Origin of the sequence: Asanoa siamensis (assembly GCF_016862555.1) — a bacterium.
GTDB lineage: Bacteria > Actinomycetota > Actinomycetes > Mycobacteriales > Micromonosporaceae > Asanoa > Asanoa siamensis.
This window is the reverse complement of record NZ_BONE01000010.1, coordinates 46,817-72,705: the sequence shown is the minus strand read 5'-3', so window position 1 is coordinate 72,705 and position 25,889 is coordinate 46,817. Positions and strand designations below refer to the sequence as shown.

Genomic DNA, 25,889 nt, shown 5'->3' with positions numbered 1-25,889 from the left:
CCCGATGATCTTCCGCCGCCCCGAGTCTTTGCGACTCGACAATCGCCTCTAGCATCGCCGGATAACGCAAATTCGCTTCAACTTTTCGCGTTATCAGGGGCCGCCCAGGCCCGTACCGACGGTCCAAGTGACGGCCCCAGCGACGTCACGGGGAGGAAATGCACGTGTTCGACTACGGAGGCCGCACGGGCTACGAGCCGATCAGCGAGGTCGACCGGAAGGAGTTCCACGAGCAGGGCTTCATGCTCCTGCGCAACGTCCTCACCGAGGACCACCGGGCCGCGCTCGAGGAGGCGGTCGACCGGGTGTACGCGGAGGAGAAGGCCGCCGGCCGGACCACCAAGGACGGCACCCTGCACCTGCTCGGCTTCCTCGACCGCGACGAACTGTTCGGCGAGCTGCTCACGCACCCCGTCGCGTTCCCGTACATGTGGGGTCTCGCGGGCTGGAACATCTACACGCACCACAACCACCTGGACGTCACCCCGCCGGCCGCCGAGCCGGAGAAGCCGTACTGGGGTTGGCACCAGGACGGGTACCGGCAGAACTCCGACCCGGAGACGATGGACCCGAACCTGCCGCGGCCGATGTTCTCGCTGAAGGTGGCGTACGTCCTGTCGGACCTGTCCGAGACCGGCCGCGGCGCGACCAAGGTCATCCCGGGCAGCCAGCTGCTGAACTCGCTGCCCCGCCCCGACGACCTGACGGTGCACAACCCGGACCCGGAGGGCGCCGTCGAGATCACGGCGAACCCGGGTGACGCGTTCATCTTCGACCGTCGGCAGTGGCACTCGCGCTCGACCAACCTGTCGAACATCACCCGCAAGATGCTGTTCGTCGGCTACACGTACCGGTGGATCCGCCCGCTCGACGAACTGCACGTCGACAAGGAGTCGGAGTGGTACCGCAACCGCACCCCGGTGCAGCGCCAGCTGATCGGCGAGGGCACCCACACCGCGAACTACTGGGGCATCAACTGGGACGGCTACATCGACGACGAGATCCCGCTGCGCAAGGAGCTGAAGACGCGCGGTCTGCTGGACCGCAGCGTCCCGTGGCTGCGTTGATCTTTTAAATTCCAGGATCCGGCCCGGGTCCGCCGGGGGCACGACCGTTGCTCCCGCCGGACACCGGGCCGGGGCCCTTGGGGGCCCGTCCCTGCCAGATCCCCGGTTCACGCCCGGACGCGGCGCTTGATCTTGGCGTAGAGCCGGTCGGGCAGGTCGGTGGCCGCGAGCAGGTTCGGCAGCAACTCCGGGTGGCCGTTCAGCGCGCGGAAGGTCTCGCCGATCGTGACGCCGTGGTCGGGCCGGTGGACGATCTCGATCGTGTCGTCGGCGCCGACCGTGCCGGGGGTGAGCACCCGGAGGTAGGCGCCCGGCGCGCCGTGGTGGGTGAACCGCTTGATCAGGTCGGGGATGCCCCAGAAGCCGGCGAAGGTCATGCAGGGCTCGCGGGGCTTGGTCACCTGGAGGACGGCCCCGCCGACCGCCCACCGTTCCCCGATCACCGCCTCGGTGACGTCGATGCCCGCGGTGGTGAGGTTCTCGCCGAAGGCGCCGGCACCGAGGGCGCGGCCCAACTCGTCGGCCCACCACCGGGCGTCCTCGACCGCGTACGCGTAGACCGCCTGCTCGGGGCTGCCGTGCACCCGGCGGTTGCCGATGTAGTCGCCGTCGACGCCGCTGTCGGAGACCGCGACCCGGTCGATGGTCGGCTGCTTGTCGATGCCGGTCTGACCACCCGGCCCGTCGGCGTAGTCGGTGATCCTGCGGCTGCCGACGTTGACGGAGAGAACGCGCCCTGCCCGTGCCTCTGCCCCTGCTGCGCCTGTCATGCGGGCCAGGCTACGCAACAAGGGCCGACCCGCGGTCGCGGGTCAGCCCTTGGCAGAAGAATCCGGCGGATTCGCTCCAGCTCAGGCGGCAGGCGCGTTGAGCTTCTTGGCGATGGCCGACTTGCGGTTGGCCGCCTGGTTCTTGTGGATGACACCCTTGCTGACGGCCTTGTCGAGCTTGCGCGACGCGTCACGCATCAGCACGCCGGCCTGCTCGGTGTCACCGGCCGCGGTCGCCTCGTGGAACTTGCGGATCGCGGTCTTCAGCGACGACTTGACCGACTTGTTACGCAGACGGCGCTTCTCGTTCTGCCGGTTGCGCTTGATCTGGGACTTGATGTTCGCCACGCGACAGCCTCGTCCTGCTCCTGGTTGATTGAATGGGGCGCAGGCGAACGTCGCCACACGCGAAAAGCCAGACTACCAGCAACCCATTGACGGGCCAAAACACCCCTCGTCTATCCAAGATCCACCGACCCGCCAACCACCCTGCCGGGCTGCGGTTGGGCCTGCCAAACCGACCCGATCCCCGCGGCCCCACAAGCCCCGACGCGCCACACACGCTCACAACGCAGCGGGCGCGCAGGCCGCCGGCCCACGGCGGCGACCACCCGCTCAGCGACCCGCACCAACCCGGACCCGCACACCACCACGACGTGGCGGGCCGGCCCAGGGTCGTAAATGGCCGCGGCGCCGACCGCCCCTCCGCCCGACCACCAACCAACACCCGCACACAGTCACGACGTGGCACGCCGGGCCAGGCGAAGGTTGCGGCACCAACCACCTATCCGGTCCCCACATACCCCGATGCCGCAGACCCGCACGACATGGCGGGCGAGCCTAGGGCATAGGCGCCCGCAGCAGCGACCACCCGATCCACGCCCCACCACCAAGCCCGGCACCGCACACCTTCACGCCGCGGCACGCCGGCCCACGGCGTAAGCGGCCCGGGCGGCGCAACCACCCGATCCGCGCCCACACCAATCCCGATGCCGGCAGGTCGCCGCGGGGTGACACCTCGGTCCAGCGCGTAAGCGACCCCAGCAGCCACCACCCGATCCGCCCCTGCCGACCTCGACCCCGCACGACGTGGCGCGCCGGCCCAGCGGTGAACGGCCGCTGTTGCCGGCACCCGGCCCAAGCACTCACCCGCCCCTGGCGGCGGGTGGTGTCACGGTGTGGGGCGGCGGGTCAGGGCGTAGGTGGCCGTTCCAGCGACTACGCGGTCCGTGTCGTGGGTCAAGTGGGCCAGGGCTGTTGTCGCCCGTTCCCCAGGGATGTCCGCCAAGGCCTGGATCAGCCGTCGGCGTTCCGGCTCCTGACCTTGGGCGAGGGCGTCGACCACGGCCGCCGCGATGCGGTCCGCGAGCGCCGCGTCGCCGGCCAGCGCGCTCAGTGCGTCCGCCGCGTCCGCGTCAGCCTGTTCGGTGATGATCATGTTGATCAGAGGTGGGATGGCGTCCGCGACTCCGCGGTTGCCCAGGGCCAGGGCCGCGTGGCTCTGGACCGCGGGGTCCGGGCTGGCGAGAGCAGTGCGGAGCAGGTCCGTGGCCGCCTCCCCCGGCAGCTCCGCGATCGACTGGACCGCGCGTTTGCGCACCTTCGCGTCGGAAGCGGTCAGGCCCTCCGCCAGGAGGGGCAGGGCGTCGTCGCCCGAGCGGGTCAGTGCCCAGCGGAGCGCGCCGGCCACGTTCGGGTCCGTCTCGGTCAGCGCCGCCTCGACCAGGGTCGCTACCGGGATCTCCTCGGCGGAGGTCAGGGCCGCCCGTTGGCGGCGGGCCGCGTCGTCCGAGCCCAGTGCCTGGAGGAGGGCGACGGTCTGCAGGACGTCCGACCAGTCGGTGGGTTCCGCGTCGCCGATCCGGCGGAGCCGGGTCAGCAACTCCGTCTGTGCGGCGATCCGGGCCCGGGTCTCGCGGATCAGGTCCTCCACCAGGCCCGCGGGCGTGAAGCCTGGGTCGTCGAGGGCCCGGCCCACGTCCCGCAGCGACAGTCCCAGCGAGCGCAGGCTCTCGACGTGGAAGATCCGGCGGATGTCCGCGTCCGAGTACTCCCGGTAGCCGCCGTGGGTGCGACCCGTCGGCCGCACCAGCCCGAGCGAGTCGTAGTGCCGCAGCATCCGGGCGCTGACCCCCGACCGCCGTGCCACGTCGCCGATCAACACCGTGCCTACGCCTCCTTTCGAGCGTCGCCGCCCAGGGCCACGATCCGCTTCGCCTCCTCGATCGCCAACTCGAATCCGGCGTCCGGGTCGTGCCACAGTTTTCCGGTCGCTTGCGCGTGTTGCCTGACGGCGGGGTCGGTGGCCGCCATCGCCGACCGGAGGGTCGGCATGATCACCTCGCCGAGCGCGACCAGTGCCCGGCTGAGGCTCAACCGGGTGTCGCGACCGCCCCGACCCAGCTGCGTCGCCAGCACCGCGGCCAACTCGGGAAGCGCGTCGGCGGGCGCGAGCGCCACCGCCGCCCGCCACGCGCTGCGGGCCACCTCGTCGTCGGCGTCGGTGAGCAGGTCCCTCGTGATCGCCGGCCAGGCCCGCCGGTCGCCGATCTTGGACAGCGTGTGCAGCGCCTGGCTCCGTGCCTGCGGCCGCCGCGAGCGCAGCTCCTGGACCAGCCGCGGCACCGTCACCTCGGGTGCGTGGCGGGTCAGCGCCCACGTGAGCATCTCCCGCACGGAGAATTCAGGCTCGATCCCGCAGCGCCGCACGAGCGTGTCGACCAGCGCCGGGTCCGGTGCCGTGCCCACGGCCATCGCCGCCCGCATCCGCACCGACGCGTTGCCGTGCGCCAGAGCCTGCCGCGCACGCGCCGTCGTTTCGCCCACCATAGTCATATGGACCACCTCCGCGACCCAGTGAAGGGCTTGTCACGGTGTCAGGGTCAAACCCGACGCGGACCTGGCAGCGAAGCGGAGCGAGCGGTGTCTGGCGGGAGCGACGGTCGTGCCCACGACGGACCCGAGTCCCGAATTGTCAGCTCCATCCCTGGCGGTCCGAGAGCCAGGCCAGCGCCACCTCGCCGTGCCAGGTCTGGTGGGCGCGGACCGCGGGCGCCGCGTCGTTCGGCGGTGCCGCCCCGCGCGTCAGGTAGTAACCGGACATCGCCGCCAGCGTCGCGTCCAGCGCGCCCTCCGGGGCGTCGGCCGCCGTCGGGTGGGTCGCCCACAGCTTGTCGGCGTCCAGACCGCCGGCATAAGCGGTGATCAGCAGGATCGCCGTGTCGAACCAGGCCGGGCCGTGGCAGAGCCAGTTCCAGTCGCAGAGCCAGGCCTGACCGGCCGGGTCGATGATGACGTTGTCCAGGCGCAGGTCGCAGTGCGTCAACTCCCGCGTGACGACCAGGGCGGGCGCCGCCTCCTCCAAACCGACCAGGTCGGCCAGGTGGTCCCGGCCCGGGGCCGCCGACGGCGGGGTCGGCACCTTGCCGCTCGCCATCCAGCGCCAGCCGCCGAACTCCTCGGCGAGCATCGGCGCCAGCGCGGGCAGCTTCAGGTCGCGCAGCGCCTGCGGCGGGTCGGCCAGCGCCGCCGCCGCCGTGGCCCAGGTGTCGAGCGTCGCCGTCAGCTCGTCGGGTGCCCACGGCAGCGAAGGGGTACGGCCCTCGACCGCCTCCGCGCACAGGACGAACCAGTCGGGCGTCGCCAGGGTCCAGAGCGGCCGCGGTGCCCGGACCTGCGCCGGCAGCGCGGCCGTGACCAGCGCCTCGTGGGCGTACCAGTCGCACAGGTGCCGCTGGTCCGCGGAGCGCGCCGCCTTGACGAAGACCCGGTCCCCGGCGGCGGTCGTGAGCAGTGCGGCGAAGCCGCTGGTGAAGCCCGCGCCGGCGCCGTCGGCCCGGACCACCGGCGACCCCAGTCGGGCCTCGATCGCCGCGCGCAGGTCGCCGGCGAGCGACTCCCAGGACGGGCGGACGGCGGTCGCGTCGTAGCGGAACGGCGGCGTGCTCGGCATGCCGGCCATGCTGCCGGACCGCTCCTCACCCGGGCTACCCAATTGGACATGCGAGCATAGAGAGCGACCACGACCTCCGCCGACCAGAACGGACCACCGTGCCACCCACGCTCGACCGCGGCACCAACCAGCCCGGTTCTACCGATCCGGCGCGCATCCGCAACTTCTGCATCATCGCCCACATCGACCACGGCAAGTCGACGCTGGCTGACCGCATGCTGCAGCTGACGGAGGTGGTCGACCCGCGGCAGATGCGGGCCCAGTACCTGGACCGGATGGACATCGAGCGCGAGCGCGGCATCACGATCAAGTCGCAGGCGGTCCGGATGCCGTGGACCATCCGCGCCGGTGAGCGGGCCGGCGAGCAGGCCGTGCTCAACATGATCGACACACCCGGGCACGTCGACTTCACGTACGAGGTGTCGCGCAGTCTCGCCGCCTGTGAGGGTGCCGTGCTGCTGGTCGACGCCGCGCAGGGCATCGAGGCGCAGACGCTGGCCAACCTCTACCTCGCGCTCGAGAACGACCTGCACATCATCCCCGTGCTCAACAAGATCGACCTGCCGGCGGCGCAACCCGAGAAGTACGCCGAGGAGCTCGCGCACCTGATCGGCGGCCAGCCCGAGGACTGCCTGCGGGTGTCCGGCAAGACCGGCGAGGGCGTGGCGCATCTGCTCGACGAGATCGTCCGGCAGTTCACGCCTCCGGTCGGCGAGGCGGACGCGCCCGCACGGGCGATGATCTTCGACTCCGTGTACGACATCTACCGCGGCGTGGTCACCTACGTCCGCGTGATCGACGGCAAGATCGAGGCGCGCGACCGGATCAAGATGATGTCGACCGGCGCCGCGCACGAGTTGCTGGAGATCGGCGTCATCTCGCCCGAGATGGTCAAGTCGCCGGGGCTCGGCGTCGGCGAGGTCGGCTACCTGATCACCGGCGTGAAGGACGTCCGCCAGTCCCGGGTCGGTGACACGATCACCATCAACGGCCGGCCGGCCACCGAGGCGCTCGGCGGCTACAAGGACCCGAAGCCGATGGTCTACTCGGGCCTCTACCCGATCGACGGCTCCGACTACCCGGCGCTGCGGGACGCGCTCGACAAGCTCAAGCTCAACGACGCGGCGCTCACCTACGAGCCGGAGACCAGCGCGGCGCTCGGCTTCGGGTTCCGCTGCGGCTTCCTCGGCCTGCTGCACCTGGAGATCATCGGGGAGAGGCTGGAGCGCGAGTTCGGGCTCGACCTCATCTCGACCGCGCCGAACGTGGTCTACCGGGTGATCATGGACGACGGTTCGGAGATCACGGTCACCAACCCGAGCGAGTTCCCGGCGGGCAAGGTCGCCGAGGTCTACGAGCCCGTCGTGCGCGCGACCGTGCTGACGCCCAACGACTACGTCGGCGCCGTGATGGAGCTGTGCCAGGGCCGGCGGGGGTCGCTGCTCGGCATGGACTACCTGTCGACCGACCGGGTCGAGCTGCGCTACACGCTGCCGCTCGCCGAGATCATTTTCGACTTCTTCGACCAGCTCAAGAGCCGGACCAAGGGGTACGCGAGCCTCGACTACGAGCCCTCCGGCGAGCAGAAGGCCGACCTGGTCAAGGTCGACATCCTGCTGCACGGCGAGCCCGTCGACGCGTTCAGCGCGATCGTGCACAAGGACAAGGCCTACAACTACGGCGTCAACATCGCGTCCAAGCTGCAGAAGCTGATCCCCCGGCAGCAGTTCGAGGTGCCGATCCAGGCCGCGATCGGCAGCCGGGTGATCGCCCGCGAGACGATCCGCGCGATCCGCAAGGACGTGCTCGCCAAGTGCTACGGCGGTGACATCACCCGTAAGCGCAAGCTGCTCGAGAAGCAGAAGGAAGGCAAGAAGCGGATGAAGATGGTCGGCCGCGTGGAGGTGCCGCAGGAGGCCTTCATCGCCGCGCTGTCCACCTCGGACTCGGGCGCGGACGGCGCCAAGTCGGGCAAGAAGTGACGGCCGCGGCCGGGTTCTGCCCGCGGTGCGGGTCGGGGCTGGCCGGCCCGCCGCCCACCGTCTGCCCCGCGTGCGCGTACCAGCTGTATGTGAACGCGCGACCCACCGCGAGCCTGGTCGTGCTCGACGGCCAGGGCCGATTCCTGGCGCTGCGGCGGGCGATGGAGCCGATGGCCGGGCTCTGGGAGACGCCGGGCGGGTTCTGCGACGGCTTCGAGCACCCGCGGGACGCCGCGGTGCGCGAGGGCCGCGAGGAGCTCGGCGTCGAGGTGCGGCTGGGCGACCTCATCGGCATGTACGTCGGCACGTACGAGTTCCAGGGTGAGCTGCTGCCGGTGCTGGACTGCTTCTACTTCGCGACCCTGGACGTGGCGGCGATCCGGCTCGACCCGGCCGAATCGTCCGATATGACCTGGTTCGACCTGGCCGCGCCGCCGAAGATGGCGTTCTCGACTATGGACGCTGCCCTGGTCGACGCGTACCGCGTACAAGAATCGTTGCTGTCGGCGAAATAAACCTGCCATCCGGAGGATAGATCCGGTTTGGTGCTCCGCCGCCTCGGGAACTTAGCGGCTGTCACACACCCCCCGAGGAGGAGGAAGGGCCATGACCGCAGGTGGGATCATCACCGCGCTGATTGTCGGTCTGATCATTGGTGCGCTGGGCCGGTTGGTCGTGCCCGGCCGCCAGAACATCCCGATCTGGCTGACGCTGGTCATCGGTGTCGTCGCCGCGCTGCTGGGCTCCGCCATCGCCCGCGCCGGCGGTTTCGCCGACACCGGTGGCTGGATCGACTGGCGCGAGCTGCTGCTGCAGATCGCTCTCGCCGCCGTCGGCGTGCTGCTCACCGTCAGCATGTACGGCCGTGGTCGGCGTCGGGTCAGCCGGTACTGACGCACACGGTAACTCTCTGGAACGGGCGCCCTGCGGGGCGCCCGTTTCCGTTGTGCAACCATCGATGGTCTGTCGTAAAAGAAATTTACGTACTAGTGTGCCGCGAAGAAGGTTACCTACAACCCTGACCCCCATCGCGGAAGGGAATGCGTCGTGAAGACGAGGCGGAGACCGTTCCAGGTTGTCACGATTTTCCTTGCGGCAGCGATGCTCGCCACTGCCTGTGGCAGCGATGACGATAGCGGCAACGAGCAGCAGGCGGACCCGGCCAAGCTCACCGTCTGGATGATGGGTGAGGGCGGGGACGCGCAGAACTCGTTCCTCGACGGTGTCGAGGCGCAGTTCAAGCAGAAGCATCCGAACACCGATGTCGTCGTGCAGTACATCCCCTGGCTCGAGGCACCCAAGAAGTTCCAGGCGGCGCTCGCCGGCGGCGAGGGCCCCGACGTCACCGAGCTGGGCAACACCGAGACGCAGGGCTGGGCGCAACAGGAGGCCCTGGCCGACCTGACGTCGCGGCTCTCCGGCTGGGCACCGGGCAAGGACATCCTGCCCGACCTGGTGAAGAACGCGCAGCTCGACGGGAAGCAGTACGGCGTCCCCTGGTACGCCGGCGTCCGCGCGATCTACTACCGCACCGACTGGTTCCAGGAGGCGGGCGTGCAGCCGCCGAAGACCTGGGACGAGCTCGTGACGGTGGCCAAGGCGGTGCAGGCGAAGAAGCCGGGCACGTACGGCATCGCGGTGCCGGGCAACTCGGAGCTGCCGTTCTACTCGTTCCTCTGGGGTGCCGGCGGCGAGATCGCCACGGACGACGGCGGCACGTGGAAGTCCGGTCTGACGTCGGCCGAGTCGCGGCAGGCGGTCAAGTTCTGGACCGACCTCGTGACCGTGCACAAGGTGGCGCCACCGGCGGCGGCGGCCTGGAACGAGATCGACGCGCGTACGCAGTTCGCCACCGGCAAGGCGGCGATGGCGTTCGCCGGCAGCTGGCAGCAGGCCGCGATGCTGCAGGCCGACCCGAACCTCGACAAGGTCTGGGGCACGTTCCCGGTCCCCGGCCCGACCGGTGGTGAGGCGCCCGCGTTCGCCGGCGGCTCCGACATCGCCATCTGGGAGGACAGCAAGGCCAAGGACGTGGCCTGGGACTACATGACGGTGCTGCTCGACAAGCAGAACAACAAGAAGTACGCCGACAGCCTCAAGTTCTTCCCGGTGTACTCCGACCTGGTCTCCAGCGGCTACAACGACGACAAGATCATGGCGGCGTTCGCGGCGAGCATGAAGAGCACCAAGCTCACGCCGATGACGCCGAAGTGGGTCGAGGTCAGCCGCACCAAGACGGTGACGCAGGCGATGAACAGCTCGGTCATGAAGGGCCAGAAGACGGTCGACCAGGCGACGACCGACGCGGCCGCCGAGATCGAGAGCATCCTCAACGCCAAGTGACGACGCTCGCGGACCCTGAGCTGAAGCCGTCCCGTCCCGCCCCCGCCGCCCGCGCCTGGCGGCGGGGGCCGGGCCGGCTCCCGTACCTGTTGCTGCTCCCCTGCCTGGTGGTCATCGCGGCGCTGCTGCTGTGGCCGCTCGGGCAGGTCGTGGTGATGTCGCTGTACGACCTGGACAGCGTGCGCCAGGTGCGTGGCGACCGGCCGTGGCCGTTCGCCGGGCTGGCGAACTACCGGGAGATCCTCTCGGATCCGTTCTTCCACACGGTGTTGCGCAACACGGTGCTGTTCGCACTGGCCAACGTCGTCCTCACGATGGTGTTGGGGACTCTGGTCGGGTTGCTCCTGCACCGGCTGGGTCGACGGATGGCTTCCTTCGTGGGTGGCTGCGTGCTGTTGGCGTGGGCGACGCCCGCGCTGACCGGGACCATCACCTGGAAGTGGATCTTCGACGACACCAACGGGCTGGTGACGTGGCTGTTCAACGCGTTGCCGGACGGGTTGTCGACCTCCTTGTTCGGGCGTTCTGACTGGACCGGGTACGGGTGGTTCAACTCGCCTTTGTCGTTCTTCGCGATCCTGACGCTGGTGGTCGTCTGGCACTCCTTCCCGTTCATCGCGGTGTCGGTGCTGGCGGGCTTGAAGAGCCTGCCGGGTGAGTTGCTGGAGGCCGCGCGGGTCGACGGCGCCGGCCCGTGGCGGTCGTTCTGGTCGGTGACGTTCCCACTGCTGCGGCCGGTGTTCGGGATCCTGGTCGTGCTCTCGACGATCTGGGACTTCAAGGTCTTCACGCAGCAGTACGTGCTGGCCGGCGGCACGCAGGACAGGCCGACCTTCATGCTTTCGATCTACTCGTACGCGACCGCGTTCTCGCCGCCACCGAAGTACGGCCTGGGCGCGACGGTCGCGGTCGTCCTGACGGTGATCCTGTTGGTCGTGACCGGCTTCTACGTGCGGTCCCTGCTCAAGCAGGAGGAGCTGTGAGGCGGTCCGCGCTCAACCTGATCGGCCTGCTGGTCGCGGCGTTCGCGGTCTTCCCGGTCGTCTGGATGGTGTCGACGTCGTTCAAGTCGACCCCGGAGATCTTCTCGGGCGGCCCGGTGCCGTTCCCCCGCGACCCGACGTTCGCGCACTACCGCACGATCCTGACGGGCGACCTGATCCCGGGCGTGACCTTCGTCGACTTCTTCGTCAACAGCGTCCTGGTCGCGGTGGCGACGGTTCTCGTCAGTGGCCTGGTCGCGCTGCTGGCGGCGACGGCGGTGGCGCGTTTCCGCTTCCGGCTGCGTACGTCGTTCCTCGTGATGCTCCTGGTCGTCCAGATGATCCCGCTGGAGGCCCTGGTCATCCCGCTGTTCCTGATGATCCAGCGGCTGGGTCTGTACGACACGCTGGCGAGCCTGGTGCTGACGTACGTGGGTTTCTCACTCCCGTTCGCGGTCTGGATGCTCCGCGGTTTCGTGGCGGCGGTCCCGGTGGAGCTGGAGGAAGCGGCGGCGATCGACGGGGCGAGCCGGGCGCAGATCTTCCGTCGGATCCTGCTGCCGCTGGTGGCCCCGGGCCTGGCGGCGACGAGCATCTTCTCGTTCATCGTGGCCTGGAACGAGTTGATCTTCGCACTGACGTTCCTCAACGACCAGACGCGGTACACGCTCCCGGTGGCGATGACGTTCTTCTTCGGCCGCGACGACACGGCGTGGGGGCCGGTGATGGCGGCGTCGACGATCCTGACGATTCCGGTGCTGGTGTTCTTCTTGATCGTCCAACGCCGGATGGTGGGTGGGTTGGCGGCGGGGGCGTTGAAGGGCTGATGGGTGGCGGCCATGGTCCGCGGCACCACAACACCCACCCCACCGTCGCCGTCGCCGCCACGGCCCTCCAGACGTCGCCGTCACGGGGTCCCCCAGGCGTCGCCGCCACGGCCAGTCAGCAGGCCGCCGGCCACCGCCGCCGGCATCGTTCCGCCCTGCGGTCGTTGTCTCTCGCCGGAGGCGGCCCGATCGCGCTCAGCGTGGTCGGGACGGACCTGTCCCCTTGGTGGTCCGCGTGAGGTGGTACGCCGTCAGGCGCTACCGGTAGCGGCGGTTCGCGGAGTGACGGGCGCGTTGGGCCGGGGTGTCGAACACATCGGCCGGCCTGGTCGTCGGGGTGCGCGCGCCGCGGCCGCCGTGGAGGTCGACGGGTGGCGCGTTGAGCGCCGCCGCCTGGGTGGCGTGGCGGGCTTGTGGGATCGCACCGCGTTGGCCCTCGCCGGGCTGCGGGGGGTCGGTTTCGGGGTCGCCGAAGGCGTCTTCACACAGTTCGTCGCCGGCGGCCGTGCCGCCGGTCCCGGAGAAGCCGTTCCCAACCCCAGCCGGTCCCGTGGCCGCGGTGTCGGCGGTTCCGGCCAAGCCGTCCGGCGCCCCACCTAGTGCGGCGCGCCCGGCGGAGGCGCTCCCGGCCAGGCCGTTCGCGGCTCCAGCCGGCCCCGTGGGCGCGGTGGCGCCGGTCTCGGCCAGACCGTTCGCGGTACCGACCGACCCCGCGGTCGCGGTGCCTGCGGTCCCTACCGATCTCTTCGTGGCCCCAGCCCGCGCCGCCGGCGCGGGGCCGCCGGTCCCGGCCGGGCCCTTCGCCGCCCCAGCCGGCCCTGCCGGCACGGTGTCCACGGGCGCCGAGCGGTAGACGCGGCCTACCTTGTCGGCAGCGGCCGCCCCGCCCGGGACCGCGGCGCGGCCGATCGTGCGGAAGGGACGTAGCGGTCGCCGGGCGCCGCCGGTGCGCGTCGCCGCCGCGCGGACCGCGGCTCCGGCCACCACATCGTTGATCTTGACCATGGCCGCGATGCAGATCGGCAACAGCACGATGCCCCACGCCGGGATCAGCTCGGCCAGCGCCAGGATGATCGCGAAGGCGGTGGCGCCCTCCAGGAAGACGAAGCACACCGTCGAGCTCGGGTTGACGTGCCGGAGGCGTAAGGCGCGCGCGTAGAACGGGCGTCCGCTCCACTCGCCGCCCGGAACGAGTTGTGCCGTCAGTCGTCGCGCCGTCATCGGCTGCCGCCTGGGCGACGGGTGCCGGTCGCGCCCCGGCCGGCGGCCGCGGCGCGGGCAGCGGCACGCGCGTCGGTCGGCCGGCCGGTGCCGTCGCCGTCCGTGCGTCCCGGGCCGCCCTGTCCACTTCGGCCGGAGTCACCGTTGCGGGCGGCGGCGACCGCGAAGACGACGCGCTCCAACGCGTACCCCCGGTCGTCGGCGCCACCCTTGACCTCGGCGTTGCAGTCGGCGGCGGCGCGCATCGCGGCGACGAGGCCCTCCGGACTCCACCCGCGGGCCTGCCGCTGAGCGCGCTCGATTTTCCACGCCGGCATGCCGAGGGAGCTCGCCATCTGGTACGCGTTGCCGCGCCCGGCCGAGGCCACCCGAGCGACTGTGCGGACGCCGTCAGCGATCGCGTCGGCGATCGGCACCGGGTCGACGCCGACGTGCAGCGCCCACCGCAGCGCCTCCAGCGCCCCGGGCACGTCGCCGACCATCGCGGCGTCGGCCACCGTGAAGCCGCTGACCTCGGCCCGCCCGCGGTAGTAGCGGGCCACCGTCGCGGCATCGATCCGGCCCTCGACGTCGGCTAGCAACTGCGAGCAGGCGGCCGCGAGCTCGCGCAGGTCGTTGCCGACGGCGGCCAGCAACGCCTCCGCCGCTTCCTCGGAGCCGCGCGTGCTGCCACGGCGAAGCTCCTCGCGCACGAACGCCACCCGGTCGCGGTGCGACTTGAGCTTCGCGGCGGTCACGACCTCGGCACCGGCCGTGCGGAGCCCGTCGGCGAGCGCCTTGGCCCGGCCGCCACCCGTGTGCGTGACGATCAGCGTGACGTCCGGGTCCGGGTGCTTCGCATAATCCAGCAGCGCGGTCACCACGTCCTTGCGGGCGTCCTGACCGCCGCGCACGACGATCAGGCGACGACCGCCGAACAGCGAGGGGCTGACCATCTCGGCCAGCTCACCGGCGGCCAACGCGTTGGCGTCGTACTGCCGCACGTCGGTAGCCGCGTCCGCCTCCTTGGCCGCCGCGACGGCCTTGTCGACGGCACGCGCCACCAGCAGTTCCTCGTCGCCGAGCACGAGTTGAATTGAGGAGAGGCCGCCGGTCACCGGGCCATACTCGCATGCGCCCCTGACCGACCGAACGTCCTCACCCAAATGAGTAGTCGATCACTCATCAACCGCAAATCGCGACAAATTGCTGTCCGTCAGCACCTGTCCGTCTATGCGCTGATCATCCCGTGCACGGGATTATCACGCTCTGCGGACCGGCCCCGATGCCACGACCGCGAGACCACCCCCTCTCCGCACTACGGCCAGGTCACCACCGAGATCGGTACGCATTACGCGGGCTCCGTCACGGCTCAACCGGGCGATCAACGCGGGGTTCGGATGCCCGTAATCGTTATCGACCCCGACCGACACGAGGGCGACCGCCGGGTCGATGGCGTCGAGGAACGCCGTCTCCTGGTAGGCGGACCCGTGGTGGGCCACCTTCAGCACCTGTGCCCCCAACGCGGCGGTGCCGTAGTGGTCGACGATCGCCCGCTGCTCCTCCTCTTCGGCGTCGCCGGGAAGCATGACGCCCACCCCGCCGATGGTCGCCCGGAGAACGAGGGAGTTGTTGTTGGGATCGGACCGTGTTCCCGACATCTCGACCGGCGGCCCCAAGGCGACGAGGTCCGCCGTCGCTGGGGACGGCCGCCACCCCACGCCGACGGGCGTCATCGTCGCGCCCGCCTCCGTCGCCACGGCGGCGACCTGGTCCCGGCCGCTGGCGGGTTCCGCGTGCCGCGGTGTGACGACGGCTTCGATCCGCCGCCCGCGGCCGACGCCCGCCACACCGCCCACGTGGTCGGCGTGGAAGTGGCTGACGACGAACAACCGCACGGTGCGTACGCCGAGCCTGTCCAGGCAGCCGTCGGCCGCCGCGGGATCCGGGCCGGCGTCTACGACGATCGCCGCCGCCCCGCCGGCCGGTAGCACCGTCATGTCGCCCTGACCGACGTCGCACGCCACGACCACCCAACCGGGCGGCGGCCAGGTGCTGGTGAGCACGCGTACCGGCAGCGCACCCACCACCGAGGCGGCCGCCACGACAGCGATCAGCCGGCGGGCCAACCGGCGGCGCATGGCGATCAGGACGGCCACGGTGAGCGCCCCGAGCAGGAGGCCACCACCGACACCGCCGGGCCAGGGAAGGCTGCCCATCGGCGTCGCGGCGCCGTGGCGGGCGATCAGCACGAGCCAGCGGGCCGGCCAGTGCGCGACCCAGGCCAGGAACTCACCGCCGGCCGGCCATGCCGCCGAGGTGATCGTGGCGAAGACGCCGACGACGGTCGCCGGAGCCACGGCGGGCGCGGCGAGCAGGTTGGCCGGGATCGACACGAAGCTCACCGCCCCGGACAGGGCCGCCACGACGGGACCACAGGTCACCTGCGCGGCCACGGGGATGGCGAGCGCCTCCGCGAGGCCAGGTGGCACGCGCCGGCGGCGCAGCCAGTCGCGGATCTTCGGTGCGAGCAGCAGCAGCCCACCGGTCGCCAGGACCGACAGCGCGAACCCGGCATCGCCCGCCAACTCCGGGTCGACGACCACCAGCACGACGATCGCGGCCGCCAGCGCGGGCACGGCCGCCCGGGACCGCCCACTGGCCAGGGCCAGCAGCCCGATCGCCCCCATCGTGGCGGCCCGCACCACGCTCGGCGAGGGCCGCACCAGGATCACGAAGCCGACCAGCGCCACTCCACAGAGGATCGCGGACGCCCACCGCCCGGCCCGGCACCACCGCGTGACGAGCAATACGAAACCGATCACGATCGCGACGTTCGCGCCCGACACGGCCGTCAGGTGCGTGAGGCCCGTCGTCTTGAAGTCGTCGGCGACCGCTGGATCGAGCCGGCTGGTGTCACCGAGGACGAGACCGGGCAGCAGACCACCGGCCTCGGGCGGCAGCGTCATGCAGGCGCGCTGTAGCCCCGCCCGAAGTGCCCCGGCGGCCCGCTGCGCCCACGACGGTCGGCCCACCGGCTCGGGCGCTGCCGAGGAGGAGACCACCGCGGCGGTCAGGTCACCGCCGCGCGGGCGGGCCAGCCTTCCCTCGACGCGTACCCGTTGGCCCGGCAGCGGCGCTCCCCAAGCCGGATGGGTGGCCAGCACGAGAACGCGGGCGCGCACGTCGATCCGGCGCTGGTCGGCGTCGACCGGCCGGAGCCAGCGGAGGTCGGCGGCCACGGCGTACATCGGCCGGCTCGCCGCCCCGACAAGCCGTGGATCGTCGCGGACGACCATCTCGGCCACCACGGACTCCCGCACGTCGGCGAGGGCCGCGACCGCCGGAGCGTCCCGCACCGCGACGCGGGCAGCTGTCGCGCCGGCACCGCACACGGCCCCCAGCAGGACCGCGACCGCGACACGTCGCGCCACCTGACTCCGCAGGACGTTGCGCGGGCTCCGGAGAATGTTGTGGGACGCGGCCCTAAGGTTGTGCCGCGGGCCCCGGGGGACGTCGCGCAGCCCTCGTCGCACGTCACGCAGCTCGGGTGCGACGCCTAGCGGCCGTGCGTTGTGCGGCCCTCGTGGCACGTCACCCAGGACCCGTCCGTCGCCTGGCGCCTGCGGGACGTTATGCGGTCCTCGTAGCACGTTGCCAAGCCGCCGCGCGTCGCCTCCGAGCGCGCGTAGGACGTTGCGCGGTCCTCGTGGCACGTCACCAAGCCCCCGCGCGTCGCCTCCAAACCCCCGTGGGACGTTGCGCGGTCCTCGTGGCACGTCACCAAGCCCCGGCGCATCGCCCCCGAGCGCCCGTGGGACGTGGCCCAGCCCTTGGGTGTCCCGCAGCCACGGTGCAACGTCCGCCGCCTGCGGTGGGGTGCTGCGCCGACCGCTGAGCCTGCGGACTGAGCGAGCCGCATGCGATCGCACCGCCTTTGCTCGCAGGGCCAACCCGGACGGTCCTGCCTCGCCCGATCGGAATCGGGGCGGACGCTGCACCCAGCGAAACCCGAGGGCCTCCCGTAGACCTGCACGGCCAGCCAGCATCAGCAACAGGACGGTCAGCACGGCTGCTCCCGCCGCCACCAACGCGCCGGTGCGCGCGCTCACGTACAGCGCCGCCAGCGCGCTGAGCCAGGTGCCCAAGGCCATGCCCGCCAAGCGCAGGTCCGGCGGCGGACGATCCTGCCCGTCAGCAGCGCCCGACCGCCCCGCCGACTCTTCGGTCGTCACGGCGCCACCAACTCTCGCCAGCCGACCAGGGCAGCCACCCAAGCGCGTGTGCGGCCACGGTGGCGAGGCCCGTTGCTGGCGCTCATACCGTCACCAGCTCTTTAAGGTCCTCGTAGCGGCTGGCCCCGATGCCGTCGACGTTGCGGAGATCGCCGACCGATTTGAAGCCTCCCTTGGCTGTGCGGTGGTCGAGGATGCGTTGCGCGAGGACCGGTCCGACGCCGGGCAGGCCGTCGAGCTCGGCGAGCGTCGCAGTGTTGAGGTTGAGCTTGCCGCCGGGTTGTTGGTTCGGGCCCGCTGAGGCTTCGGCCGGCGCGCCGGGCGGCGGCGTGACGGCGACCAGCACCAGCTCGCCGTCGGTGAGGCGGCGGGCGAGGTTGACCGAGGTCAGGTCCGTGCCGGGCAGGGTGCCGCCGGCCGCTTCCACCGCGTCGGCCAGCCTGGCGCCGGCGGGGAGGCGTACCAGACCCGGTTTCTTGACCTTGCCCGCCACGGCGACCACGATCTCGGCCGAACCGCTGGTCGGCGGCGCGCCGACGTCTGCGGCGGTTGGCGCGGAGACCGGCGCGACCGGCTCCACCTTGGGCCGGGCCCGGTAGGCGAAGAAGGCCGCGACCAGCACCACCACGGCCGCGACGACCGCGAGCGCCTTGACGCCGCGCCGGCCGGGGTCGAACGGACCCGGGCCGCCCAGTAGGCGTTCGGGCTCCGGAGCTAGGTCCTCGGCCGGCAGTGGGTCGGCCCGTGGCGCGGGCGTCTCCGCGCGCGGGAACGTCGTCGCGAACGTCGCCGGGTCGTCGAGTCCTTCGAACGGCGACCGCAGAGGACGGGTCAGCGCCGTGTAGGGGTCGGCGGGGTTCGGCTCGGCGTTCAGCCGCGCCAACCGTTGGCGTACGAGGGCCTCGTCATCGGACACGCGAGCGACGCTATGGCCGCCCTGTCACCGGACGTGTGCCATTCATCGCGGCCTGTGGATAACTCCGGCCTGTGGATAACTCAAATGACCCTCGCGAGTCTCCTCGACACTGGAGCCCGGTCAACGCGAGGTGGAAGGAGCGAGCCATGACACCGACGGACAGGCGTCCGCGCGGCGGAGGCTACGGACGACGATGTACGACCACGGAAGCCAAGCCGGGGCCGACGTGCGCGGCCACGGCGGCGCCGATCTCCGTCACGTAACAGTCGCGGAGCCTGTCGCCGAGGCGCTCCTTCAGCGTCGTCGCGAGTTGGTCGGCGCGCTCCGCGCCGTCGAGGTGGTGCACCGCCACGTCGACGGTCGCGTCGCCGGCGGACTCGACGGCCAGGTCGACGAGTCGGGCGAGGCCACGGCTCGCGGTGCGGACCTTGTCGCGTACGACGATGGCGCCGTCGACGACGTTGAGGATCGGTTTCACCGACAGGGCGGTGCCGAGCAGCGCTGACGCGGCGTTGATCCGGCCGCCACGGCGGAGGAACTCCAGGGTGTCGACGTAGAACAGGGTGGCCGTGCGGTCCGCGGTCGCGACCGCCGCCAGCCTGACGGCCTCCGCGTCGGCGCCGTCGGCGGCGGCCGCGTTCGCGGCCAGCGCGGGAAAGCCGAGACCCATACCGGTGGACTTCGCGTCGACGACAGCTACCGCCGGGCCGATCTCGGCGGCGGCCAGCCGGGCGGCGTCGACGGTGCCCGAGAGCTGGGCCGACAGGTGTACGGAGACCACGGCGGACGCGCCCTGGTCGAGCAGGCGCTGGTAGACGGCCGCGAACACGGCCGGCGATGGACGGGAGGTGGTGACTGAGATCCGGCGGCCGCCGAGCGCGCGGGCTACCTCGGCAGGGGTGACGTCGACCCCTTCCGAGCCCTCGACGCCGTTGATCGCGACGGTCAACGGCACCACCGTCAGCGCCGCCTCCACGGACGGTGGCAGGTAGGCGGTGGAGTCGGTGACGACCGCTACGGACATGCGGGCACGGTAGCCGAGATCAGCCACCCCTGCCGCCGATGCGAGAAAGAAGGCCGCCGAGCAACCGATCACGAATACGACAAAGCTCAATCACCCGGGATGCCCTGTACCGGCCGCACCCACCAAGAAGGACCTGCAACGGAGGCGCGGGGCGAGCGCGGACGCGGGAGGCCGCGGACGCGGGAGGCCGCGGGCGCGGCCCGCGGAAGGCGCAGCGCGGACACGAAGACGCGCCGCAGGCGATCAGCGCGGTTCAGTGCTCGCCGATCACACCCACGTTGTGGGCCATCAGCTGCCAGCCCGTGCCCCCCGTGCGCTTGGTGCGGTCGCGGAGTTCCGTCCAGTGGCAGTTGTGCAGCGACCCCAGCGTCCGGATCGCCTCGTTGGGCCAGCCCAGCAGCGCGCCGCACCCCTGCCGGGCCGCGCCACCATGGGTGGTCACCACCACGGTGCCACCCGGGGCCAGGGTGGCCGCGTCCTGGAGGGCCGCCAGCATCCGCTTCGCGAGGTCGTCCAGGCTCTCGATGCCCGAGCCGGGCGATGGGTCGCCGGCGCGCCAGCGGGCGTACTCCGCGGGATACCGGGCCTCGATGTCCGTCAGCAGTTCGCCCTGCCACTCGCCGAAGTGGCGTTCGCGTAGGCGCGCGTCCGACTTGATCGACAGGCCGGTCAGGGCCGCCAACGCCGAGGCCGTGTCGTGGGCGCGGGACAGGTCGCTGCTGACCAGCACGTCAGGCTTCAGGGAGGCGAGCAACGCGGCGCCGGCGGCGGCCTGGTCGCGGCCCCGGGCGTTCAGGGGCGCGTCGGTCTGGCCCTGTACGCGGCCGCCCGCGTTGTAGTCGGTGTTGCCGTGCCGCCAGACGAGCAGTCTGGTCATTCGGCCGGGCTCGCCTCGCCACCCGGGGTGGAGGCGTCAGCGGTCGCCGGGACCAGGTCGCGGTCCACGAACGGGATGGTCGGGCAGTCCTTCCACAGCCGGTCGAGCGAGTAGAACTCCCGCTCCTCGCTGTGCTGGACGTGCACCACCAGGTCGACGTAGTCGAGCAGCACCCAGCGACCTGCCCGCTCACCCTCGCGGCGGACGGGCTTGGCCTTCTCGGGCAGGGTGAGCAGCCGCTCCTCGATCGCGTCGACGATGGCGAGGACCTGCCGCTCGTTGGGCGCGGAGGCGATCAGGAAGGCATCTGTGATCACCAACTGGTCGGCGACGTCGATGATGACGATGTCTTGCGCCTTCTTGTCGGCTGCGGCCTGCGCGGCGGCGAGCGCCAGCTCGCGCGTGCGGTCGGAAGCGGTCACCGTGCTCCTCTGGTCGACGGCATTTCCCTCCAAGCCTCTCACACGCCGCGCGATCGGCCGTGGTCAGCGGACAGGAGTTCACGCACGGTACAGGTGACGCTTCGCGATGTACTGGACGACGCCGTCGGGCACCAGGTACCAGACCGGTTTCCCCGCCGCGACCCGCTGTCGGCAGTCCGTCGACGAGATCGCCATCGCCGGGACCTGGATCATCGAGACCGCGTCCTCGGGCAGGTGGTCGTTACTCAGGGTGAATCCGGGGCGGGTGACGGCGACGAAATGGGCGAGCTCGAACATCTGATCGGTGTCTTTCCACGACAGGATCCGCGCCAGGGCGTCCGCGCCCGTGATGAAGAAGAGCTGCGTCTTCGTGCCGTACATGGCACGGATGTCGCGCAAGGTGTCGACGGTGTAGGTGGGGCCGTCGCGGTCGATGTCGACGCGGCTGACGTGGAACCGCGGGTTCGACGCCGTCGCGATCACGGTCATCAGGTAGCGGTCCTCCGCCGGGGACACCGCCGTGCTCTCCTTCTGCCACGGCTGGCCCGTGGGTACGAAGACGACCTCGTCCAGGGCGTAGTTGTCGGCCACCTCGCTGGCCGCGACCAGGTGACCGTGGTGAATCGGGTCGAACGTGCCGCCCATGATCCCAACCCGGCGAACCCCGCCTAGATCGTCGCTCATCACCGGATCGTAAGCCCGTCACCGAGCCCGGGCAGCCAGTGCGAGACGAAGGTCATCGTCGTTGTCGATCACTATGCGGCGCAGCCCGGGCGTCAGGTCGTCGCTCGCGAGCATCGCCGCCGCGAGGTCCCGGGTCTCCGCCGAGACGTGGTAACGGGGAAACGCCAGGTCCGCGAGGCGCTCGGCGGCGTACGGGTTGCGGCGCCGCGCGGCCCCCGGCATCTCCCGGAAGTAGCGCGCGACGTAGGGCGCCGTCAGCTCGATCTGCTCCGGCTGGAACAGACCCCGCCCGTTGGCCTCGAGCAGCCGGTTGGACAGCGCGTCGTCGTTGATCACCGCGTGCCAGGCCGCCGCCTTCGCCGCCGGGTCGGGGCGGGCCGCACGCGCCCGCGCCGCCCACTCGGTGCCCGCCGCGCTGCGGTCGCCCGCCAGCTCGGCCTCGATCCGGTCGGCGTCGATCGCCCCGAGCACCGCCAGCCGGTGGACGACCCGCCAGCGCAGGTCGGTGTCGACCTGGAGGCCGTCGGGCACGCCCGAACCGTCGAGCCAGCCGAGCAGCCGCGGCGCGTCGACGGTCGTGTCGACGAGCGCCCGCATCGCGGCCAGCCGGCGCGACGCACCGGCGGCGGCGTTGCCCACCAACGTCTCGCACACCGCCGCCACCCGGGCCAGCGCCGCCGCCCGCTCACCCGGCGCGAGATAGCGGTCGATCAGGCTGCGCCCCTGCAGCAGCGCGTCCACGACGACGATCACCTCGGTCTCCGCCGGCAGGGCGGCGACCAGCAGGTCGACGAGGTCACCGACCGGGCGCTCCGCGTCGCGTACGGCGTCGACCGTCGAGGTCCAGAGCACGGCGCGGCTCAGCGAGTCGCGCAAGGTCGGCAGCACGGTGGGCACCGCCGCCGCCGACGTCGGGTCGAGCCGGACCTTGGCGAAGGTCAGGTCGCCGTCGTTGAGCAGCAGCAGGTCGGCGGCCGGCTCGCCGCGCAGCCCGGCCACCTCGGTGCGGGCGCCGTCGACGTCGACCTCGACCCGCCGGCGCAGCGTGGCCACGCCGTCGGGCCCGTGGTCGTAGAGGCCGAGCGCGACCCGGTGGGGTCGCAGCACGGCGCCGGACTGCAGCACGGCGAGGCCGTCGACGCGCAGCGTGTTGACGCCGGGCTCGCGCAGCCAGCGCGCCGCCCAGTCGGACAGGTCGCGCCCGCTGGCCGCGGAGAGCGCGCCCAGCAGGTCGGTCAGCGTCGCGTTGCCGAACGCGTGGGCCTCGAAGTGCGCGCGGATCCCGGCCAGGAACGCCTCGTCGCCCACCCAGGCGACGAGCTGGCGCAGGGCCGCGGCCCCCTTCGCGTACGAGATGCCGTCGAAGTTGACCAGCGCGTCAGCGGAGTCCGGCACGCTCGTGGGCGCGACGGGGTGGCTCGACGGCCGCTGGTCGGTCTCGTACCCCCAGGCCTTGCGCCGCATGCCGAACGTCGTCCACGCGTCGCGGAAGCGGGTCGCCTCGGCCGTGACCCGGGTGCCCATGTACTCGGCGAAGGACTCGTTGAGCCACAGGTCGTCCCACCAGCGCATCGTGACGAGGTCGCCGAACCACATGTGCGCCATCTCGTGCGCGATCGTCGTGGCGCGCAGCTCCCGCTCGGAGTCGGTGACCGCCGACCGGAAGACGTACTCGTCGCGGATCACCACCAGGCCCGGATTTTCCATGGCGCCCGCGTTGAACTCGGGCACGAACGCCTGGTCGTACTTGCCGAACGGGTAGCGGAAGCCGAACAGCTCGTGGAACCGGTCGAGGCACTGCCGGGTGATCTCGAAGATCTCGTCGGCGTCCTTGTCGAGGTGCTCCGCCGCCGAGGCCTTGCAGTAGATCGCCATCGGAATGCCGTCGTGAGTGGACTCGACCACGTGGTAGGGCCCCGCGATCACCGTGACGAAGTAGGTCGCCAGCGGCCACGTCGTGGCAAACTCCCACCTCGTCGTCCCGTCGCCCGGCGTCGTCGCGGCCACGGCGGCGTTGGCGGCAACCGTCCACCCGCTCGGCGCGGTGACCCGCATCGTCACCGGGGCCTTCAGGTCGGGCTGGTCGAAGCAGGCGAAGACGCGCTGCGCCTCGTCGAGGAACGACGTGGCGTGCAGGTAGACGCCGCCGTCGGCCGGGTCGACGAACCGGTGCAGGCCCTCGGACGAGTTGGAGTAGGCCATGTCGGCCTCGACCGTGAGCACGTTGTCGGCGCGCAGGTCGGCGAGGGTCAGCCTGTTGCCGTCGAGCGCGGCGGGGTCGAGGGCCACGCCATTGAGCGAAACGGCGTGCAGGCGTACGGGCTTGAGCTCGACGAACGTCGCCGAGCCGGGGTCGGCGGCCCGGAACGCGACGGTGCTGGTCGACCGGAAGGCGTCGCCGGTCGTGACGTCGAGATCGATGGTGTACGACTCGACGGTGATCGCGGCGGCCCGGTCGGTCGCCTCCTGCTGGGTCAGGCTGCGCATCCGCCTATCGTGCACGAACGTGCGCGGGTGGGGCGACCCGCCCCGAATGCGGTATAGCCTGACGGTCCGCCCCCGCGGCCCGAGCATCCGAGGAGCAGCGAGATGGCACACCATCCCAAGGGAGATTTCGACCTGGCGCGGGCCGAATGGCAGCGGGTCGGCGACGTTCCCGCCGACAACGGGTCGGTCGAGGTCGCGTTCGTCGACGACCTCATCGGGTTGCGCAACTCGGCCGACCCGCAGGGCCCGGTGCTGGTCTTCACGCAGGCCGAGTGGGACGCGTTCGTGGCCGGCGCCCGGGACGGCGAGTTCGACCTCGCCTGACCCGGCCGCACCGACGCGCCTGGCCACCGCCCGGTCATGCCGCCGCCAGCAGGTCGCGGATGAGTTGCATGTGCCGGATCCGCGGCACCAGCGCCCGCAACTGCAGCGCCAGGTTGGTCGCCGCCAGGATCGGCTCGTCGTCGGGCAGGTCGTAGCCCATCCGCTCCCGCAGCCAGGGTGACACCTGCGCCCAGCTGTAGTAGCTGGTGTCCTGGTCGGGCTCGAGCGGTGCCGGGAAGCCGCCCGGCCCGCGCCGGCCGACCGCCCACAGCCGGACGATCTCGCGCGAGCGGCCGATCCGCGCCGCGATCTCGGCCAGGGTGAGCCAGTCGCGGTCGGCCACGCGTACGACATGAAGGTCTGTCCGATTCTCGACCTGTTGGATCGCGGCCGCGATCGCGTCGGCCAGCGCGGCCGCCGGACGGTCGAAGGCCAGCCGGTGCGTGCCGTCGGCACCCGTCTCCAACCGCGGCGGCGCCGGTAGCACCGCCAGGCCGCGATGGTGGTTGAGACCGGGCGCCCGGTCGACGACCAGTAGGAAGTGGTGGACTCGCATCGCCGCCTCCCCCGCCCGGGCGCCCCGTGCACCCGTTCGCGACCGAGTCTCGCCGCCGTCCCGCGCGCCGGGAGGAGCCAGCGGAGGGGGCCAGCGACGCCGGTTTCGACCTATCGCGGTACGCGTACCGGCTGCTAGCGTTTGTCGGATGCGGACGCTGAGCTTCCTCGGCTGGTGGTCGCCCTAGAGGGCGGCCCCGCATCCGCGTGCCCACGTCAACGGCCGCCCGAGTCCGGGTGGCCGTCCACATTCGACCCCTGGCACCGCGCGGCTCCTCGCACATCGGAGGCAGCCATGACCACGAACCGCCGGCTCACCGGCTTCAAGCCGAGTGGCGACCTGCATCTCGGCAACCTGCTCAGCGCGATCCAGCCGATGGTCCGCGACCAGTACACGACCGACTCGACCGTGTTCCTCGCCGACCTGCACGCGCTCGCGCCGGGCCAGCCGGTGCCGGGCCGCGCGACGGTGCGCGAGACGACGCTGCGCCAGGCGACCGTGCTGCTGGCCGCCGGCGTCGACCCCGACCGCACCCTGTTCTACGCGCAGTCCCAGGTGCCCGACCACGCCGAGCTGCACCATCTGCTGGCACGCACGACATCGCGCGGTCGGACGCGGCCGCAGGCGGCCGACATCCTGCTGCACGACGCGGCGGAGGTGCCGGCCGGTGCTGACCAGCGGCAGCACGTCGCGCTGACCCGCGACATCGCGTCCCGGTTCAACCGGCGCTACGGGTCCACGTTCGTGCTGCCGTCGGTGGTCACGCCGCCGGTCGCCGCGCGGGTGCTCGATCTGGCCGATCCGACGGTCAAGATGGGCCGCCCGGCGTCGCCCGGCGTGATCGGCCTGCTCGACCCGCCCGAGCTGGTCATCCACACAATCGAGCAGGCGATGACCGAAGAGGACGGACCCATCGGGTACGACCCGGCGGCGCGGCCCGGGGTCAGCAACCTGCTGGAGATCCTGGCGGCCTGCGTCGGCGGTGCGCCGGCGACGGTCGGGGCGGACCTGCGGGGGCACGCCGAGCTCAGGCGCGTCACGGCCGAGGCGGTGCTCGGCCTGCTGCGGCCGGTGCGCGCGCGCCACGCGACGCTCGCCCGGGACCCGGGTTACGTGCGCCGGCTGCTGGCCGACGGGGCGGAGCGGGCGCGGGGGCGCACGGCGGAGACCGTCTTCCGGGTCAAGCGCGCGATCGGCCTGCTGACCTGACTGTCGTACGCGCGTGTTAGACCTATGGACG

Annotated in this window: 23 protein-coding genes and 1 pseudogene; 9 read left to right on the top strand and 15 right to left on the bottom strand. The window is 71.7% G+C overall.

Translation table 11 applies throughout. The features are described from left to right. Positions 1–158 precede the first annotated feature (158 nt). Positions 159–1,067: a phytanoyl-CoA dioxygenase family protein gene (locus Asi02nite_RS08850; RefSeq protein ID WP_203711694.1), complete on the top strand. Its 909-nt coding sequence runs from the start codon at positions 159–161 to the stop codon at positions 1,065–1,067. Between the two features lie 107 nt (positions 1,068–1,174). Here Asi02nite_RS08850 and Asi02nite_RS08845 read toward each other — a convergent pair whose 3' ends face one another. From Asi02nite_RS08845 to Asi02nite_RS08825, 5 genes are all read right to left on the bottom strand, one after another. Then, positions 1,175–1,837: an MOSC domain-containing protein gene (locus tag Asi02nite_RS08845; RefSeq protein ID WP_203711693.1), complete on the bottom strand. Its 663-nt coding sequence runs from the start codon at positions 1,835–1,837 to the stop codon at positions 1,175–1,177. An 81-nt stretch (positions 1,838–1,918) separates the two neighbouring features. Continuing rightward, positions 1,919–2,185 (bottom strand): 30S ribosomal protein S20, encoded by a 267-nt coding sequence (rpsT, locus tag Asi02nite_RS08840; protein WP_203711692.1) that lies wholly within the window; start codon positions 2,183–2,185, stop codon positions 1,919–1,921. 823 nt (positions 2,186–3,008) lie between these two features. After that, positions 3,009–4,001: a HEAT repeat domain-containing protein gene (locus Asi02nite_RS08835; RefSeq protein WP_203711691.1), complete on the bottom strand. Its 993-nt coding sequence runs from the start codon at positions 3,999–4,001 to the stop codon at positions 3,009–3,011. Between the two features lie 5 nt (positions 4,002–4,006). Further along, positions 4,007–4,672 carry a HEAT repeat domain-containing protein gene (locus Asi02nite_RS08830; protein WP_203711690.1) on the bottom strand — a complete coding sequence of 222 codons (666 nt, stop codon included), beginning with the start codon at positions 4,670–4,672 and terminating at the stop codon, positions 4,007–4,009. A gap of 139 nt (positions 4,673–4,811) precedes the next feature. Beyond that, positions 4,812–5,789 carry a phosphotransferase gene (locus Asi02nite_RS08825; protein ID WP_203711689.1) on the bottom strand — a complete coding sequence of 326 codons (978 nt, stop codon included), beginning with the start codon at positions 5,787–5,789 and terminating at the stop codon, positions 4,812–4,814. A 98-nt stretch (positions 5,790–5,887) separates the two neighbouring features. Between Asi02nite_RS08825 and lepA the strand changes: the two genes are divergently transcribed. The 6 genes from lepA (at position 5,888) to Asi02nite_RS08795 (ending at position 11,924) form a co-directional block, all read left to right on the top strand. Beyond that, positions 5,888–7,771, top strand: a complete 1,884-nt coding sequence (lepA, locus tag Asi02nite_RS08820) for a translation elongation factor 4 (protein WP_203711688.1) — start codon at positions 5,888–5,890, stop codon at positions 7,769–7,771. Between the two features lie 89 nt (positions 7,772–7,860). Continuing rightward, entirely contained in the window at positions 7,861–8,286 is a 426-nt protein-coding gene (locus Asi02nite_RS08815) for an NUDIX hydrolase (RefSeq protein WP_239126577.1), read from the top strand. Between the two features lie 91 nt (positions 8,287–8,377). Then, positions 8,378–8,665 carry a GlsB/YeaQ/YmgE family stress response membrane protein gene (locus tag Asi02nite_RS08810; protein ID WP_203711687.1) on the top strand — a complete coding sequence of 96 codons (288 nt, stop codon included), beginning with the start codon at positions 8,378–8,380 and terminating at the stop codon, positions 8,663–8,665. 207 nt (positions 8,666–8,872) lie between these two features. Next, positions 8,873–10,114, top strand: a complete 1,242-nt coding sequence (locus Asi02nite_RS08805) for a sugar ABC transporter substrate-binding protein (RefSeq protein WP_203711686.1) — start codon at positions 8,873–8,875, stop codon at positions 10,112–10,114. Further along, positions 10,111–11,097, top strand: coding sequence for a carbohydrate ABC transporter permease (locus Asi02nite_RS08800; protein ID WP_203711685.1), 987 nt, complete (start codon positions 10,111–10,113; stop codon positions 11,095–11,097). Before Asi02nite_RS08805 ends, Asi02nite_RS08800 begins: the two co-directional genes overlap by 4 nt. Continuing rightward, complete coding sequence (locus Asi02nite_RS08795) at positions 11,094–11,924, top strand: carbohydrate ABC transporter permease (protein WP_203711684.1); 831 nt, start codon at positions 11,094–11,096, stop codon at positions 11,922–11,924. The genes Asi02nite_RS08800 and Asi02nite_RS08795 overlap by 4 nt, the downstream gene beginning before the upstream one ends. Before the next feature lie 258 nt (positions 11,925–12,182). Here Asi02nite_RS08795 and Asi02nite_RS42695 read toward each other — a convergent pair whose 3' ends face one another. The 9 genes and pseudogenes from Asi02nite_RS42695 to pepN form a co-directional block, all read right to left on the bottom strand. Then, positions 12,183–13,145, bottom strand: a complete 963-nt coding sequence (locus tag Asi02nite_RS42695) for a TrbL/VirB6 family protein (protein ID WP_203711683.1) — start codon at positions 13,143–13,145, stop codon at positions 12,183–12,185. Positions 13,146–13,276: 131 nt separating this feature from the next. Continuing rightward, a pseudogene (gene holA / locus Asi02nite_RS08785) lies at positions 13,277–14,242 on the bottom strand (DNA polymerase III subunit delta); the annotation flags it as partial. A 144-nt stretch (positions 14,243–14,386) separates the two neighbouring features. Further along, positions 14,387–16,777 carry a ComEC/Rec2 family competence protein gene (locus Asi02nite_RS08780; protein ID WP_373312197.1) on the bottom strand — a complete coding sequence of 797 codons (2,391 nt, stop codon included), beginning with the start codon at positions 16,775–16,777 and terminating at the stop codon, positions 14,387–14,389. Between the two features lie 664 nt (positions 16,778–17,441). Then, positions 17,442–18,275: a ComEA family DNA-binding protein gene (locus tag Asi02nite_RS08775; protein ID WP_239126575.1), complete on the bottom strand. Its 834-nt coding sequence runs from the start codon at positions 18,273–18,275 to the stop codon at positions 17,442–17,444. A 181-nt stretch (positions 18,276–18,456) separates the two neighbouring features. Beyond that, positions 18,457–19,299 (bottom strand): DegV family protein, encoded by an 843-nt coding sequence (locus Asi02nite_RS08770; RefSeq protein WP_203711681.1) that lies wholly within the window; start codon positions 19,297–19,299, stop codon positions 18,457–18,459. A gap of 253 nt (positions 19,300–19,552) precedes the next feature. Next, a complete protein-coding gene (locus Asi02nite_RS08765; RefSeq protein WP_203711680.1) occupies positions 19,553–20,176 on the bottom strand; it encodes a histidine phosphatase family protein in 624 nt (207 codons plus the stop codon). Then, a complete protein-coding gene (gene rsfS, locus Asi02nite_RS08760; RefSeq protein WP_203711679.1) occupies positions 20,173–20,598 on the bottom strand; it encodes a ribosome silencing factor in 426 nt (141 codons plus the stop codon). Before rsfS ends, Asi02nite_RS08765 begins: the two co-directional genes overlap by 4 nt. 78 nt (positions 20,599–20,676) lie before the next feature. Next, positions 20,677–21,282, bottom strand: coding sequence for a nicotinate-nucleotide adenylyltransferase (gene nadD, locus Asi02nite_RS08755; RefSeq protein WP_203711678.1), 606 nt, complete (start codon positions 21,280–21,282; stop codon positions 20,677–20,679). Positions 21,283–21,300: 18 nt separating this feature from the next. Continuing rightward, the gene (pepN, locus tag Asi02nite_RS08750; RefSeq protein ID WP_203711677.1) at positions 21,301–23,769 is read right to left on the bottom strand and encodes an aminopeptidase N; all 2,469 of its coding nucleotides are present in this window, start codon (positions 23,767–23,769) and stop codon (positions 21,301–21,303) included. 102 nt (positions 23,770–23,871) lie between these two features. Here pepN and Asi02nite_RS08745 point away from each other — a divergent pair, with 102 nt between their 5' ends. Continuing rightward, positions 23,872–24,093 (top strand): DUF397 domain-containing protein, encoded by a 222-nt coding sequence (locus tag Asi02nite_RS08745; protein WP_203711676.1) that lies wholly within the window; start codon positions 23,872–23,874, stop codon positions 24,091–24,093. A 34-nt stretch (positions 24,094–24,127) separates the two neighbouring features. Here Asi02nite_RS08745 and Asi02nite_RS08740 read toward each other — a convergent pair whose 3' ends face one another. Then, positions 24,128–24,649 (bottom strand): hypothetical protein, encoded by a 522-nt coding sequence (locus Asi02nite_RS08740; protein WP_203711675.1) that lies wholly within the window; start codon positions 24,647–24,649, stop codon positions 24,128–24,130. A gap of 294 nt (positions 24,650–24,943) precedes the next feature. Here Asi02nite_RS08740 and Asi02nite_RS08735 point away from each other — a divergent pair, with 294 nt between their 5' ends. Then, positions 24,944–25,858, top strand: coding sequence for a tryptophan--tRNA ligase (locus Asi02nite_RS08735; protein ID WP_203711674.1), 915 nt, complete (start codon positions 24,944–24,946; stop codon positions 25,856–25,858). Positions 25,859–25,889 lie beyond the last annotated feature (31 nt).